General features: G+C 70.7%; 15 protein-coding genes. 7 read left to right on the forward strand and 8 right to left on the reverse strand.

What is annotated here, in order from left to right; translation table 11 throughout:
• The first annotated feature begins 60 nt into the window (after positions 1–60).
• Complete coding sequence (locus ACFWW9_RS09630) at positions 61–1140, forward strand: aldo/keto reductase (RefSeq protein ID WP_390373901.1); 1080 nt, start codon at positions 61–63, stop codon at positions 1138–1140.
• Here ACFWW9_RS09630 and ACFWW9_RS09635 read toward each other — a convergent pair.
• Positions 1137–2414 carry an acetyl-CoA C-acetyltransferase gene (locus ACFWW9_RS09635; protein WP_390373904.1) on the reverse strand — a complete coding sequence of 426 codons (1278 nt, stop codon included), beginning with the start codon at positions 2412–2414 and terminating at the stop codon, positions 1137–1139. The two genes, ACFWW9_RS09630 and ACFWW9_RS09635, sit on opposite strands and share 4 nt — an antisense overlap.
• Positions 2415–2469: 55 nt before the next feature.
• On the opposite strand from ACFWW9_RS09635, the gene ACFWW9_RS09640 reads away from it, so the two are divergent.
• Together ACFWW9_RS09640 and ACFWW9_RS09645 are read left to right on the forward strand one after the other, a co-directional pair.
• Entirely contained in the window at positions 2470–3768 is a 1299-nt protein-coding gene (locus tag ACFWW9_RS09640) for a 3-oxoacyl-ACP reductase (protein ID WP_390373907.1), read from the forward strand.
• On the forward strand, positions 3768–4559 hold the full coding sequence (locus ACFWW9_RS09645) for a MaoC family dehydratase (RefSeq protein WP_390373910.1): 792 nt from the start codon (positions 3768–3770) through the stop codon (positions 4557–4559). Before ACFWW9_RS09640 ends, ACFWW9_RS09645 begins: the two co-directional genes overlap by 1 nt.
• Here the strand turns inward: ACFWW9_RS09645 and ACFWW9_RS09650 are convergent.
• Positions 4548–5210: a TetR/AcrR family transcriptional regulator gene (locus ACFWW9_RS09650; RefSeq protein WP_390373912.1), complete on the reverse strand. Its 663-nt coding sequence runs from the start codon at positions 5208–5210 to the stop codon at positions 4548–4550. The two genes, ACFWW9_RS09645 and ACFWW9_RS09650, sit on opposite strands and share 12 nt — an antisense overlap.
• Positions 5211–5306: 96 nt before the next feature.
• Here ACFWW9_RS09650 and ACFWW9_RS09655 point away from each other — a divergent pair, with 96 nt between their 5' ends.
• Both ACFWW9_RS09655 and ACFWW9_RS09660 read left to right on the forward strand, forming a co-directional pair.
• On the forward strand, positions 5307–5957 hold the full coding sequence (locus ACFWW9_RS09655) for an SCP2 sterol-binding domain-containing protein (protein ID WP_390373915.1): 651 nt from the start codon (positions 5307–5309) through the stop codon (positions 5955–5957).
• An 11-nt stretch (positions 5958–5968) separates the two neighbouring features.
• Positions 5969–7183, forward strand: coding sequence for an acyl-CoA dehydrogenase family protein (locus ACFWW9_RS09660; RefSeq protein WP_390373918.1), 1215 nt, complete (start codon positions 5969–5971; stop codon positions 7181–7183).
• An 88-nt stretch (positions 7184–7271) separates the two neighbouring features.
• Here the strand turns inward: ACFWW9_RS09660 and ACFWW9_RS09665 are convergent, their stop codons facing one another.
• The 3 genes from ACFWW9_RS09665 to ACFWW9_RS09675 all read right to left on the reverse strand — a co-directional run bounded on the left by ACFWW9_RS09665 (position 7272) and on the right by ACFWW9_RS09675 (position 9285).
• Positions 7272–7733: a hypothetical protein gene (locus ACFWW9_RS09665; RefSeq protein ID WP_390373921.1), complete on the reverse strand. Its 462-nt coding sequence runs from the start codon at positions 7731–7733 to the stop codon at positions 7272–7274.
• A gap of 142 nt (positions 7734–7875) precedes the next feature.
• A complete protein-coding gene (locus ACFWW9_RS09670; RefSeq protein ID WP_390373923.1) occupies positions 7876–8271 on the reverse strand; it encodes a hypothetical protein in 396 nt (131 codons plus the stop codon).
• Between the two features lie 81 nt (positions 8272–8352).
• On the reverse strand, positions 8353–9285 hold the full coding sequence (locus ACFWW9_RS09675) for a MerR family transcriptional regulator (protein ID WP_390373925.1): 933 nt from the start codon (positions 9283–9285) through the stop codon (positions 8353–8355).
• A 119-nt stretch (positions 9286–9404) separates the two neighbouring features.
• On the opposite strand from ACFWW9_RS09675, the gene ACFWW9_RS09680 reads away from it, so the two are divergent.
• Both ACFWW9_RS09680 and ACFWW9_RS09685 read left to right on the forward strand, forming a co-directional pair.
• The gene (locus tag ACFWW9_RS09680; RefSeq protein ID WP_390373927.1) at positions 9405–9935 is read left to right on the forward strand and encodes a hypothetical protein; all 531 of its coding nucleotides are present in this window, start codon (positions 9405–9407) and stop codon (positions 9933–9935) included.
• A 299-nt stretch (positions 9936–10234) separates the two neighbouring features.
• Positions 10235–10816 carry a hypothetical protein gene (locus ACFWW9_RS09685; protein ID WP_390373929.1) on the forward strand — a complete coding sequence of 194 codons (582 nt, stop codon included), beginning with the start codon at positions 10235–10237 and terminating at the stop codon, positions 10814–10816.
• Positions 10817–10861: 45 nt separating this feature from the next.
• Here the strand turns inward: ACFWW9_RS09685 and ACFWW9_RS09690 are convergent, their stop codons facing one another.
• Genes ACFWW9_RS09690 through pdhA form a run of 3 tightly spaced genes read right to left on the reverse strand, consistent with a single transcriptional unit; the run spans position 10862 to position 14470 of the window.
• Positions 10862–12235, reverse strand: a complete 1374-nt coding sequence (locus tag ACFWW9_RS09690; protein WP_390373931.1) for a dihydrolipoamide acetyltransferase family protein — start codon at positions 12233–12235, stop codon at positions 10862–10864.
• Positions 12236–12248: 13 nt separating this feature from the next.
• Entirely contained in the window at positions 12249–13274 is a 1026-nt protein-coding gene (locus tag ACFWW9_RS09695; RefSeq protein ID WP_390373933.1) for an alpha-ketoacid dehydrogenase subunit beta, read from the reverse strand.
• On the reverse strand, positions 13274–14470 hold the full coding sequence (gene pdhA / locus ACFWW9_RS09700; protein ID WP_390373935.1) for a pyruvate dehydrogenase (acetyl-transferring) E1 component subunit alpha: 1197 nt from the start codon (positions 14468–14470) through the stop codon (positions 13274–13276). Before pdhA ends, ACFWW9_RS09695 begins: the two co-directional genes overlap by 1 nt.
• Positions 14471–14668: the final 198 nt, after the last annotated feature.

Consider the following 14668-nt stretch of genomic DNA (forward strand, 5'->3'; position numbering starts at 1 on the left):
GGTGGCGGTGCTTGTATGGGTTGGCAGACATTTCGCCTTCCCGGCACCTGGAGCACGAACATGACACTGGACTCGTACGTCACCCTCGGCCGGTCCGGCCTCCGCGTGAGCCCGTTCTGCCTCGGCGCGATGAACTTCGGCGAGGAAGGGGGGTGGGGTTGCGGCGTCGAGGAGTCGGAGAAGATCCTCCAGACCTACCTCGACCGGGGCGGCAACTTCGTCGACACGGCGAACTTCTACACCAACGGCCACTCCGAGGCGATCGTCGGCGACTTCTTCGCCGCCCGACCGGGCCTGCGCGACCGGGTCGTCCTCGCCACGAAGTTCTTCGGCAACATGCACCCCGGCGACCCGAACGGCGGCGGGGCCGGGCGCAAGGCGATCATCGCGCAGGTCGACGAGTCGCTGCGGCGGCTGCGGACGGACTACGTGGACCTGCTGTGGCTGCACAACTGGGACCCGCACACGCCCGTTGAGGAGACGATGCGGGCGCTCGACGACCTCGTCACCGCGGGCAAGACCCGGTACCTCGGGTTCTCGAACACGCCCGGCTGGTACACCGCGCAGGCCACCACGACGGCGGTGCTGCGGGCGTGGACGCCGGTCATCGCGTTGCAGGTCGAGTACTCGATGCTGGCCCGGACCGTCGAGGGCGAGCTGATCCCGCTGGCGCTGGACGCGGGCATGGGCGTGCTGCCGTGGAGCCCCCTCGCGGGCGGCTACCTGTCCGGGAAGTACAGCCGCGGCGCTCAGCCGGAGGACACCAAGCGCGGGGCGATCATCGGCGGCCCGAGCGAGGGGCAGTACCCGGTCATCGACGCCGTGGCCGCCGTCGCCGAGGACCTCGGCGTCACCTCCGCCGCCGTCGCGCTGGCGTGGTTGCGGAACAAGCCGGGCGTCACCGCGCCGATCGTCGGGCCGCGGCGGCTCGACCACCTCTTCGGCAACCTCGCGGCGTTGGACGTGCGGCTCACCGCGGAGCAGATCACCACCTTGGACGAGGTGTCGGCCCCGCGGCTGAACTACCCGTACGACCTGAACCGGCAGACCGGCCCGATGCTCCAGTTCGGCGGCACGACGGTCGACGGCCAGCCGTCGATCGTCTACCCGCCGCTGCTGGAGAGCGCGACCCGGTACTAGCGCTCCAGGATCGCCGTCACGCCCTGGCCGCCCGCCGCGCAGATCGAGATCAGGCCGCGGCCACTGCCCTTCTCGGCCAGGAGCTTCGCCAGCGTGGCCACGATGCGGCCGCCGGTCGCGGCGAACGGGTGGCCCGCGGCCAGGGACGAGCCGTTGACGTTGAGCTTGGCGCGGTCGATCGAGCCGAGCGGGGCGTCCAGGCCCAGCCTGGACTTGGTGAAGTCGGGGTCCTCCCAGGCTTTCAGCGTGGACAGGACCTGGGAGGCGAAGGCCTCGTGGATCTCGTAGAAGTCGAAGTCCTGCAACGAGAGCCCGGCGCGGGCGAGCATCCGCGGCACGGCGTAGGCCGGGGCCATGAGCAGGCCTTCGGCACCGTGCACGTAGTCGACGGCGGCGGTCTCGGTGAACGTCAGGTACGCCTGCACGGGCAGGTTGCGCGCGGCCGCCCACTCCTCGCTGGCCAGCAGCACCGCCGAAGCGCCGTCGGTCAACGGCGTGGAGTTGCCCGCGGTCATCGTGGCGCCGTCGCCGCGGCCGAAGACGGGCTTGAGCTTCGCCAGCTTCTCGACGCTGGAGTCGGGGCGCAGGTTCTGGTCGCGGGTGAGGCCGAGGTAGGGCGTGACCAGGTCGTCGAAGAAGCCGCGGTCGTAGGCGGCGGCCAGGTTGTGGTGGCTCGCCGCGGCGAGGACGTCCTGGTCCTCGCGGGCGACGTCCCACAGCTTGGCGGTGATGGCGGCGTGCTCGCCCATCGACAGGCCGGTGCGCGGTTCGCCGTTGCGCGGCACGTCCGGCACGAGGTGGCCGGGGCGGAGCTTTGCGAGGAGCTTGAGCCTGCCCGCGGTGCTCCGGGTGCGGTTGAACTCCAGCAGGACCGCGCGCAGGCCCTCGTTGACGCCGATCGGCGCGTCGCTGGTGGTGTCGACGCCCCCGGCGATGCCGGAGTCGATCTGGCCGAGCGCGATCTTGTTGGCGACGGCGATCACGGCCTGCAAACCGGTGCCGCACGCCTGCTGGAGGTCGTACGCGGGGGTGTCCGCGGCGAGCCTGCTGCCCAGCACGGACTCGCGGACGAGGTTGAAGTCCTTGCTGTGCTTGAGGACCGCGCCCGCCACGACCTCGCCCAGCCGTTCGCTCTGGAGGCCGAAGCGGCTGACCAGGCCGTCCAGGGTGGCGGTCAGCATGTCCTGGTTCGACGCCGTGGCGTACGGCCCGTTGGACCGCGCGAAGGGGATGCGGTTGCCACCGAGGACCGCGACGCGCTTGATGTCAGCCATGCTGGCCATTCTACCTACCGATCAGTAGACTTACCAGCGAGTAGGGGAGGGTGAGATGGATCGGTACCAGCGCTTCGCCACGTCCGGCGTCGGACGCCTCGTGGTCGGCAAGCTCGGCCTGCCCGACCCGTACCCGCTGCGGCGGTACACACCGGGACAGCCTCTCGTGGACGGGCCGGTGCTGCTCGGTGGGACCGGGCGGCTGGTCGAGCCCGTGGCGGCGATCCTGAAGTCGGTCGACGTGCACCGCGAGGCCGTGGCGGACCAGCGGTACGCCGCGCTGGTGTTCGACGCCTCCGGCATCGACGACACGACCCGACTGCGCGAGGTCCACGAGTTCTTCCACCCGGTGATCCGCTCGCTCGCGCCGTCCGGCCGCGTCCTCGTGCTCGGTGGCGGAACGGGGATCGCGCAGCGGGCGCTCGAGGGGTTCACCCGGTCCGTGGGCAAGGAGCTCAAGCGCGGCGGCACGGCTCAACTCGTCTACGTCGCCGAAGGCGCGGAGGACGGGATCGAGTCGACGCTGCGGTTCCTGCTGTCCGGCAAGTCCGCGTACGTGTCCGGCCAGGTCGTCCGGATCGGACCCGCCACCGTGGAGGAGCCGTCGGACTGGGACCGCCCGCTGGAGGGCAAGGTCGCGCTGGTGACCGGCGCGTCACGGGGCATCGGCGCGTCGATCGCCGAGGTGCTCGGGCGCGACGGGGCGCACGTGGTGTGCCTGGACGTGCCCGCGCAGGGCGGCGAACTGTCCGAAGTGGCCAACCGGGTCGGCGGATCCTCGCTCCAGTTGGACATCACGGCCGCCGACGCGCCCGCCCGGCTCGTCGACCACCTCACGCAGCGGCACGGCGGCGTCGACGTCGTCGTGCACAACGCGGGCGTGCTGCGCGACAAGACGTTGGGGCGCATGGACTCCGGGCAGTGGGACGCGGTGATCGCGGTCAACCTGACCAGCCAGGAACGGATCAACGCGGCGCTGCTGGAGACGAACGCGTTGCGCGGCAACGGGAGGATCATCGGCGTCTCCTCGATCGCCGGGATCGCGGGCAACGTCGGCCAGACGAACTACGCCACGTCCAAGGCCGGCGTGATCGGCGTCGTGGAGGCCCTGACCGACGAACTCGCGTCGCGCGGCAGCACGGTCAACGCCGTCGCGCCGGGGTTCATCGAGACCAAGATGACCGCGGGCGTGCCGCTGATGACCCGCGAGATCGGCAGGCGGCTGAACAGCCTGTCGCAGGGCGGGCTGCCGGTGGACGTCGCGGAGACCATCGCCTGGTTCGCGCACCCGGCGTCGACCGGCGTCAACGGCAACGTGGTCCGGGTCTGCGGGCAGATGCTGCTGGGGGCGTGATGGGGCTCGGGCTGCTCTACGCCAAGGCGGGCCTCACGGCGTTCCTGCGGCACGGCGGCGATCTGCCGTCGGCCACCCGGTCGGCCGACGTCGTGGTCGACCGGGAGCACCTGGCGGCGTACAACGCGGTGTGCGGCTTCCGGATCGGCGAGACGCTGCCCGTGACCTACCCGCACGTGCTCGGGTTCCCGCTCCAGCTGGAGCTGATGACCGACCGCGCGTTCCCGTTCGCGCTGCCCGGACTGGTGCACCTCGGCAACCGGATCGCGCAGGCGCGTCCGGTGGCGGTCGAGGAACCTCTGGCACTGCACGTGAGCACCGGAAACCTGCGCCCGCACGACCGTGGCACGCAGTTCGACGTGGTCACGACCGCGGCCGTGGCGGGCGAGGTCGTGTGGACCGGCACCTCCACGTACCTGAAGCGCGAGGGCGGATCGGGGTCGAGTTCGAGCGCCACGCCACCACCGGCGCCGACCGGCGTGTGGCGCGTGCCCGCCGACACCGGCAGGCGCTACGCGCGGGTGTCCGGCGACCGGAACCCGATCCACCTGCACCCGGTGACCGCCAAGGCGTTCGGGTTCCCGCGGGCCATCGCGCACGGGATGTGGACGAAGGCGCGGTGCCTCGCCGCGTTCGAAGGCCGCCTGCCGGACGCGTTCGAGGTCGACGTGCGGTTCAAGGCTCCGGTGCTCCTCCCGGCCACCGTGGACTTCTCCACCGACGGCAGCACCTTCGCCCTGCACCACCCGAAAACCGGGAAACCCCACCTCACGGGGACGCTAACGGCGTGACGGCGGGTGCCAGATGTTGCCCTGCACGAGGTCGCCGAACCCCATCCAGACCAGGTTCATCAGGCGTGACGCGACCATGCCCGCGGACTCCTCGGGGTGGTCGAGCCACCAGTCGGCCAGCGACTCGCCCGCGCCGACGAGCGCCGCGGCCAGGCTTTCGGCCTCCTGTTCGGACGCGCTCGGCACGTCCTGCGTCTTCGTCGCGTGGACTAGGAGCGCGGCGACCAGGCTGACGGCGCGGCCGCGCATCTCCGCCAGTTCGGCGGCGAACGGGCCGCCCTGCGACCCCGCCTGGCGGTGCAGGACCTGCCAGCTGGCGCGGTTCTCGCCGACGAAGCCGAAGAACGCGCGCAACCCGCTCCACAACTGCACGTCCGGTGCCTGGTCCGGCTCGATGCCGGTGGCGATGGCCTCCATCATGACCGTCGCCTCACGGCGGATGCAGGTCGCGAACAGCTCCTCCTTGGAGCCGAGGTAGGCGTAGAGCATGGGCTTGGAAATGCCCGCGACCTCGGAGATCTCGTCCATCGACGCGGCGTGGAAACCGAGGCGCGAGAAGACGTCCACCGCGGCGTCCATGATCTGGCGTTCACGCACCGCGCGCGGCAATCGCTTGGCTCGACCGGTACGGACCGGTTGGTCTGCTTGCATCGCACCCCCTGAAGGCTGGGACAAGATTACTCGGCGGACTTGCAGGCTTACCTACTCGCCAGTAGATTTACCCGTGAGTAGGTACAGGAGGCGTCCATGACCATCGACCTCACCACCGAGGCGATCGCGAAGCTCAGCCCGTCCGAGCTGATCAGCACACTCAAGCAGATCGACCCCGCCGATCCGGCGTTGAAGGGCGTCGACATCGACGTGATCGCCAGGGGCATCGACCCGAAGAAGCTCGGCAAGGACGAGTTCGCCGACCTCCTCGGCGCGCTCGGCGACCTGGCCGACGGCGGCGCGGACCTCGACCTGGCCACGATGGACCCGCAGAACTTCGCCCGCATCATCTCGCGCGCGTCCAAGGACCAGATCGAGGCCGTCACCGGCAGGCCCGGCCTCCGCGAACGCGTGCTCGACGAGGTGTTCCGCCGCATGGAGGTCCACTTCCGCAGCGAGCGCGCGGGCGCCACCAGGGCCGTCGTGCACTTCCACCTCACCGGCGGCTTCGGCGCGGACGGGCTCGACACGTACGAGGCCGTGATCGAGGACGCCAAGTGCTCGATCAACAAGGGCGAGACGAGGGAAGGCCGAGCGAGCGTCACACTGAGCCCGGTCGAGTTCCTGAAGCTGGCGACCGGCAACGCGTCGGCGCCGGTCCTGTTCATGACCGGCAAGCTCAAGGTCAAGGGCGACCTGGGCTTCGCGGCGGGGTTCATGAGCCTGTTCACCATCCCCAAGGCCTGAGGAGTTCTTTCATGGGCGGCTTCTCGCTCGAGCTGAACGAGGACCAGACCGACCTGCGCGACTGGGTGCACGGCTTCGCCAAGGACGTGATCCGCCCCGCGGCGTCCGAGTGGGACGAGCGCGAGGAGACACCGTGGCCCGTCATCCAGGAAGCCGCCAAGATCGGTCTGTACGGCTTCGAGGCGTTGGCCACGTGGTTCGCCGACCCGATCGGCCTGTCGCTCCCCATCGCCACCGAGGAGCTGTTCTGGGGTGACGCCGGCATCGCCCTCTCGTTGATGGGCACGGGTTTGGCCGCGGCGGGCATCTTCGCCTCCGGCACACCCGAACAGCTCGCCGAATGGGTCCCGGAGTGCTTTGGCACGGAAGACGACCCGAAGTTGGCGGCGTTCTGCGCGTCCGAACCGCAGGCGGGCTCGGACGTGGCGGGCTACCGCACGCGGGCCCGGTACGACGAGGCGACCGACGAGTGGGTGCTCAACGGCCAGAAGGCGTGGGCCACCAACGGCGGCATCGCCAACGTCCACGTGGTCACAGCCGTCGTCGACGCCTCCCTGGGCTCCCGCGGCCAAGCGGGCTTCATCATCCCGCCGGGCACCACGGGCGTGTCCAGTCCGGGCAAGATCCGCAAGCACGGGATGCGCGCGTCGCACACGGCGGACGTGTTCCTCGACGACGTCAGGGTTCCGGGCCGGTGCCTGCTGGGCGGCAAGGAAAAACTGGACAAGCGCCTGGCGCGGGCCCGTGAAGGCCAGAAATCCGGCGGCCAAGCAGCCATGGCCACGTTCGAGACGACCCGCCCGACCGTGGGAGCCATGGCCATCGGCGTGGCAAGGGCGGCCTACGAGTACTCCCTGGACTACGCGAAGGAACGCGAGGCCTTCGGCCGCAAGATCATCGAAAACCAGTCGATCGCCTTCGACCTGGCGAACATGAGGATGGAGATCGACGCCGCCCGAATGCTGGTGTGGCGAGCAGCGTGGATGGGCCGCAACAACGTCCCGTTCACCGCGGGCGAAGGCTCCATGTCCAAGCTGAAAGCAGGCGAGGTCTCAGTCTGGGCCACCGAACGCGCCATCCACATCCTCGGCGGCGCGGGCTACACCCGCGACCACCCCGTGGAACGAATGCACCGCGACGCGAAGATCTTCACCATCTTCGAAGGAACGTCCGAGATTCAGCGGTTGGTAGTGGCCAGGGCGATTTCGGGGATGCACATCAAGTGAGTTGTGTGCCTCCGGGCCGGGTTTGGCGGCTCGGTCCGGAGGTGATGTGTGGGTGAAAACGGCGGTGTTCGTGAAGGCGCCGGTGTTGTTAGAACAGGTTGACGAGTTCGCTGACGTGGTGGGTCGGGTCTGTGAGGAAGACGTCTGGGGTGACTGGGCCGCAGGCTACGTTCAGGGTGTCCAGGGCGTAGATCCAGGCGTCTGTGGTGAGGCCGGAGTAGCGGTAGTTGATCTGCCAGCGGACCACCTCGCCTTCCTTGACCCAGACGGCTGGGGGGCGTCTGGCTCTGAAGGGGCGGCCGATGGGGGAGACCTGGAGGTTCACGCGGACCCTGTCGTTCTCCTCCTGGAGGGTGACCTGGTTCTCGTCGGGGCGGCCGTGGTGGATCGTCGACCTGGGGGCGAAGTCGTGCCACTCCTGCTGGGTGACCTCGTGGGTCAGGAGCGGGGCCAGTTCCGGCAGTTCGAAAGCCACCGGCAGGGCCGCCGCGGGGCCGCCGGTCGCGTCCTCTGTCCACACGGTTCGCACCCACTGCGCCACGATGTCCACCCCTACATGCTCTCAAACGACCCGAGCGGGTGACGACGCGGTTTGGTCCACGCGATCCGAACGGCCCCGTTCCTGCGCCGAATGACATCCCGCGACCCGGTAGACCGACCGGTCCGTCTCAACAGGAGTGACCGGAAAGGACCTAGCCCCGCTGCTGCGGCAACGGCAGGATGCGGCCGACCAGCTCCAGCTCCGCCGGGGGAACGGCTAGGTGGACGACCTCCGGGCCCCTGCGGTAGTGCAGGACCACCATGTTCGGGTCGATGGTCCAGCCGTTGCCGCCGTCGACACCGCCCAGGCTCTCCACGACGCCGTCCCGCCTGCTGAAGTCGAGCACCCCGTCCTCCCCCGGCACCCACCACACCAGGCGGTACCGGCCCGCCTTCAACCTGCCCGCGCGCCACACGCCGTCGTCGAGCATGGCCGCCGTGATGACCGGCTCGCCGCCCGCCTCGAACTCGGCGAGCCTGCCCGCGACCGTGCCGCCCGCGTCGCCGCGCCGGAACAGGCCCGCGAACCACTGCTTCCACGCCGACATCGGCTCACCCCCGGATGCAACAACGCCGTCGCCGGGCGCCTGGTTCCCCCAGTGTGCGGCACCCGGCAACGGGAAAAACGGTCAACCGCTCAACGGCTGACCCGCACGTCGCAGCCACTCGCGTTCCGCCGTGGTGTCCGGCACCGCGGGGCCGCCGTTGACGATCGCGATCAACCGCCAGTAGTGCTCGGCGCGCGGGTCGGCGAACGCCTCCTGCTCCAGCAGCCTCGCCGCGAGGGCGTCGTCGTTCGGGACGCCGAACGCGTCGGCCCACTTGGCGTTGACGGCCTCGACGACCTCCTTGGCCCGCGCCGAATCCGGGGCGACGCCCTCGTCCAGCGCGGCACGGGCCTGCTCGACGCCGAAGGTGAACGCGGCCATCTGCTCCGCGCTCGGAGCGGTCATCTCCGAGCCCGCGGCGCGGAGTTCGGCGTGCCTCTCCGACATCCGGCGGATGCTGGCCCGGAAGTCCTCGTCCCGCACCAGGTTCGCCAGCTCGACCCACGCCTCCACCTGCTCGGTGCTCGGGTCGTCCGGCAGCTGGACGCGCACCGACCGCATCATCGACTCGAAGCCGGGCTCCAGGTCGTAGCCGCCGAACACGTCGTCGAAGAAGTCGTCCAGGATGCGCTGCCGCTCCTCGTCGGACAGCCTCGCCAACTCGTTCACGAGTTCCATCTCCCCTCCCTTGGCGACCGCGCGCAGCACCGAGCGGCGGAGCCGCAAGGTCCTGATCTGCGCGTCGACCGCGTCCGCGTGCACCCTCGCCACCTCGGCGATCCCGACTTCCCGTTCCAACACCCGTTGCGCGGTCGCCAGGTCGACGCCGAGGTCGCGCAGGGTGCGGACGAGCTTCAGCCGGTTCAGGCCCGCCACGTCGTAGACGCGGAAGCCACCGCCGGTCCGGCCGACGACGGGGATGAGCCCGGCGTCGGAGTAGAAGCGGATCGTCCGCACGGGCAGGCCGGTCAGCCTGGCCAGCTCGCCGATCGAGTAGTGCGTCACGGGACCCATCGTGAACTCTCCAGCCGCTGGAGAGTCAAGGGCCTTTCGCGGCCGAAGGCCGCAGTGATCTCGGCCGCCGCGCGTGCCACGGTGGGAGCGCTGGATCCGTTGCCGTGAAAGGAAGTTCGATGCGAAGTCGAGTAGTCGCAGTGGTGGTCGCCGTGCTCGCCTCGATCCTGTCGGCGGCCGTGCCCGCCACGGCCCAGCCGAGTCCGACGCCGACCAGGCTCTGCCTCAACGCCCACCTCGCCGACATCGGCTGGCAGGGCTGGGTGTGCGGGGACGACGGCGCCCAGGTGCAGGTCGGGACCACCGGCCAGGGTCGGCGGATCGAGGCCGTGGCGCTGACGACGTGGGGCACCGGCGGGGTGTGCGCGCAGGCCCTGCCCGCGCTGGCGCTGCCCGCGCCGCAACTGCCCGTCTGGTGGCCGCAGGTGTGCGTGGGCGAGGGGGAGATGGCGGTCGTCGGCACGACCGGGCGGTCGCTGCCGATCCAGGCGATCCGGGTGGGCACCGGGACGCGGGCCGTCTGCCTCAACGGCCACGTGGGCGGGGACGGGTGGCTCGGCATCTCGTGCGCGGGCCCCGGTTCCACGGCGCAGAGCGGGAAGCTGTACCCGTGGCGGCAGATGGAGTCCCTGATCGCCTGGATCGCCTGACGCGCGAACCCGAGGTCCGGGTCGTGCGCCCGCGTGGGTGACCACCGGATGGCCGTTCCACCGCACGCCGTTCCCAGCGGCGGGCAAGCCCTCCACCTGCGGTGGGCAGGGGCGGGTGGACCGGCCGATCCGGCAGGCGGGCCCACGGCGGACCCGGCTGGACGGCCCTGGAGCCCGATCGGTCCCCGTAACCGCCCGTTCACGGAAGGACGCACAACGGCACCCGGAGGCCGGAGTGCTCCGGCGACGGCTCGTGGCACGGTTGATCAGTCGGATTCGTTGCCACGAAAGGGAAATCGATGCGTCATCGAGCTATCGGACTCGTTCTCGGCGTGCTCGCCGCGCTGGCCGTCACAGCGGCGCCCGCCTCCGCGGGCACCGGTCCCGCGGCCGTCACGAACGCGCCGGGGTCGGTCTCGAACTCGACCATCCAGGCCCCGCCGCTGCCGAAGGACCAGGTGCGGCAGGCGGCGGGCACGCTCTGCCTCAACGCCCACCTGGCCGGGATCGGCTGGCAGGGCTGGACGTGCGGCACGAGCGTCCAGGTCGGCACCACCGGGCAGTCCAGACAGATGGAGGCGCTGGCCGTGACCACGTCGGGGGCGGGCGGGATCTGCGCCCAGGCCCACGTGTCGGGGCTCGGCTGGCTGTCGCAGGTGTGCGTGGCCGACGGCGGCACCGCGGTGGTCGGCACCACCGGCCAGTCGCGGGCCATGGAGGCGCTCGGACTCGGCTCGCCCGGCTCGACGACCTGCGCGAACGCCCACCTGGCCGGTATCGGGTGGCAGGGCACGCAGTGCGCCGGTCCCGGCGTGGTGGCGCTCGTGGGCACCACCGGGCAGTCGCGGGCGATGGAGGCGCTGGCGGCGTCCCTGAGCTAGTCGGACGGGCCGGGGGTCGCGGGTGCGGCTCCCGGCCCGACCCGTCTAGTAGGTCATCGCCATGCCGGGGTCGGCCAGGAGCGCGCCGACGTCGGCCAGGAACTGCGAGCCCTGCTGGCCGTCGACCACGCGGTGGTCGAAGCTCAGCGCGAGCTGGCACACCTTGCGCGGCACGACCTGGCCGTCGACGACCCACGGCATGTCGCGGATGGCGCCGAGGGCGAGGATGGCCGACTCGCCGGGGTTGATGATCGGCGTGCCGGTGTCGACGCCGAAGACGCCGACGTTGGTGATGGTGAACGTGCCGCCCATCATGTCCGCCGGTGACGTCTTGCCGTCGCGGGCGGTGGTGGCGAGTTGGTCGAGCGCCACCGCCAGTTCGCGCAACGACATCGCGTCCGCGTCGCGGACCTTCGGCACGACGAGGCCACGGGGGGTGGCCGCGGCGATGCCGAGGTGGACGTAGTCCTTGTAGACGATCTCGCCCGCCGCCGCGTCCCAGGTCGCGTTGACGTCCGGGGTCCGCTTGGCGGCGAGGATCACGGCCTTGGCGGCGAACGTCAGCGGGGTGACCTTGACGTCGCGGAACGCGGGTGAGGTCTTCAGCCGGGCCCGGAGCTCCATCATCGGCGTGACGTCGATGGTGAGGAACTCCGTGACGTGCGGCGCGGTGAACGCGCTGTCCACCATCGCCTGCGCGGTGGCCTTGCGGACGCCCTTGATCTGCACCCGGCGTTCCCGGCTGCCGTTGTCCACAGTGGACACGGGAGCGGGAACCGGTGCGGCTACTGCCTGTTCGACGTCCTCACGGGTGATGACGCCGTTCGCGCCGGAGCCGGTCAACGCGTGCAGGTCGACGCCGAGGTCCTTGGCCAGCTTGCGGACCGGCGGCTTGGCCAGCGGCACGTAACCGCCGGGCTGGGCCACCGGAGCCGGAGGAGCGGCCACGGGAGCCGGAGCGGCCACAGGAGCCGGGGGCGCGACCACGGCCGCGACCGGTTCCGGCTCGGATCCCTTGCGGGCACGGCGTTTCGCCGCTCCCGCGCGGGGGCCGTAGCCGACCAGGGTCGCGATGCGGCCGCCGGGCATCTCCTCGCCGATCTTGCCGGAGGAGGCGCCGTTGGTGGCCGGTTCCGCGGCCACCGGCGCCGGGACGGGTGCCGCCGCACCCGAGGGATCGACGTCGATGGTGATGATCGGGACGCCGACGTTCACCGTCTGGCCGACCTCGGCCAGCAGCTCGGTGACGACGCCGTCCCACGGGCACGGCAGCTCGACGGCGGCCTTGGCCGTCTCGATCTCGACGATGATCTGGTTGACCTTGACCGCGTCGCCGACCTTGACGTTCCAGGTCAGGATCTCGGCCTCGGTCAGCCCCTCGGCCGTGTCGGGCATGGGGAACTGCTTGAACTGCGGCATGACAGGTGTCCCCTTACCAGGCGAGCGAGCGGTCGACGGCGTGCAGCACCCGGTCGAGGTCGGGGAGGAACTCCTCCTCCAGCTTCGACGGCGGGTAGGGGGTGTCGAACCCGGTCACGCGCAGCACCGGCGCCTGCAGGGAGTAGAAGCACTCCTGCTGGACCTTCGCCGCGATCTCACTGGTGATGGAGCTCTCGCTGGGGGCCTCGCTGACCACGACGAGACGGCCGGTGCGGCGCACCGAGTCGTACACCGGGCCCAGGTCGAGCGGGGACAGCGTGCGGAGGTCGATGACCTCCAGCTCGGTGCCGTCCTCGGCGGCGGCGTTGGCCGCGTCGAGGCACACCCGGATCATCGGGCCGTAGCCGACGAGCGTGGCCGCGGTGCCGCTGCGCAGGACGCGCGACTCGAACAGCGGGCCGGGGGCCTTGGTCGTGTCGACCGGGGCCTTCTCGTAGTAGCGGCGCTTCGGTTCGAAGAACAGCACCGGGTCGTCGCAGTCGATGGCCTGCTGGATCATCCAGTAGGCGTCGGTCGGGTTCGAGCACGACACGACCTTGAGGCCCGCGGTGTGCGCGAAGTACGACTCGGGCGACTCGGAGTGGTGCTCGACCGCGCCGATGCCGCCGCCGAAGGGCACGCGGATCACCATGGGCAGCTTGTTCTTGCCCTGGGTCCGGTAGTGCAGCTTCGCGACCTGGCTGACGATCTGGTCGAAGCCGGGGAAGATGAAGCCGTCGAACTGGATCTCGCACACCGGCCGGTAGCCGCGGATCGCGAGGCCCACGGCGGTGCCGATGATGCCGGACTCCGCCAGCGGCGTGTCCAGGACGCGCTGCTCGCCGAAGTCCTTCTGGAGGCCGTCGGTGATGCGGAAGACGCCGCCGAGCTTGCCGATGTCCTCGCCCATCATGAGGACCTTCGGGTTCGCCTCCATCGCGGCGCGCAGCCCCATGTTCAGGGCCTTGGAGATCGTCAACGTCTGCACGGCGGAGTCGCCGGAGTCGGCGCCCGCGCGGTTCATGGTCGGAGCGGCCATCAGTGCTCGCCTCCCGCGAAACCCTCGACGTAGGCGAGGAACTCGTCGCGCTGGGCCTCCAGCACGGGGTTCCCCTCCGCGTACACGTTGGCGAAGATCCGCTCCGGCGGCGGGTCGGGCATGTTCACGCAGAACTCGCGCAGCTCCACGGCCAGCGCCTCGGACTCGGCCTCGATGGATTCGAAGAACGAGCTGTCGGCCCACTGCTGCTTGACCAGGTGGACCTTGACCCGCTCGATGGGGTCCTTGAGCTTCCACAGCTCCAGCTCGTCGGAGAGCCGGTAGCGGGACGGGTCGTCCGACGTCGTGTGGGCGTCCATCCGGTAGGTGAACGCCTCGATCAGGATCGGGCCGTTGCCCTGCCTGCACTCCTCCAGCGCCCAGCGGGTGACCGCGAGGGTGGCGAGGACGTCGTTGCCGTCGACCCGGATGCCGGGGAAGCCGTAGCCGCGGGCCCGCTGGTAGAGCGGGAGGCGGGACTGGCGCTCGGTCGGCTCGGAGATGGCCCACTGGTTGTTCTGGCAGAAGAAGACGAGCGGCGCGTCGTACACGGCCGCCCACACGAAGCCCTCGTGCACGTCGCCCTGGCTGGTCGCGCCGTCGCCGAAGAAGCACATCGTGGCCTCGCCGTCGGCGTCGCCGACCTTGCCGTCGAACTTCTGGCCCATCGCGTACCCGGTCGCGTTGAGGACCTGGTTGCCGATGACGATCGTGTACGGGTGGAACTTGTGCTTCACCGGGTCCCAGCTGCCCATGTCCGTCCCGCGGAAGATGCCCAGCAGGTCGGTCGGGTGGATGCCGCGGGTCCAGGCGATGCCGTGTTCGCGGTAGCTCGGGAACGCCATGTCGTCGGGGCGCATCGCGCGGCCCGCGCCGATCTGCGCGGCCTCCTGGCCGAGCAGCGGCACCCAGATGCCGAGCTGGCCCTTGCGCTGCAACGCGTTGGCCTCGCGGTCGACGCGGCGGATGAGCACCATGTCGCGGTACAGGCCGCGCAGCTCGTCCGCCGTGATGTCGATGTCGAAGTCCGGGTGCTGGACGCGCTCACCCTCGGGGGTCAGCAGCTGCACCAGGTTCACGTCACCCTGGTCCGTCGCGCGCAAACCTGCGATCACCTGCTCCGCTGTCGGTTTCGCCGCGGTCGCGGCCGGGGCCGACGCCGGCTCGGGGTGCGTCCATTGCTCGGGGGACGACATTGCGCCTTCTCCTCGTCTACGAGGCCGCCCGGTCGCTTGTGGCGACGTGTGTGCGGCGATGCACCGCCAGCCGCCTCCGCCCCTGTGGGGGCGTCGGTCAACCGTCGGCGCTGACGGTGGTTCTCATCCACATCCTGACACGGCCTCCCCCGACTTGGTGAGTGCCATCCCACTTCGTAACACACAGGTCAGCGCCCT

Source organism: Umezawaea sp. NPDC059074, assembly GCF_042738955.1.
Lineage (GTDB): Bacteria > Actinomycetota > Actinomycetes > Mycobacteriales > Pseudonocardiaceae > Umezawaea.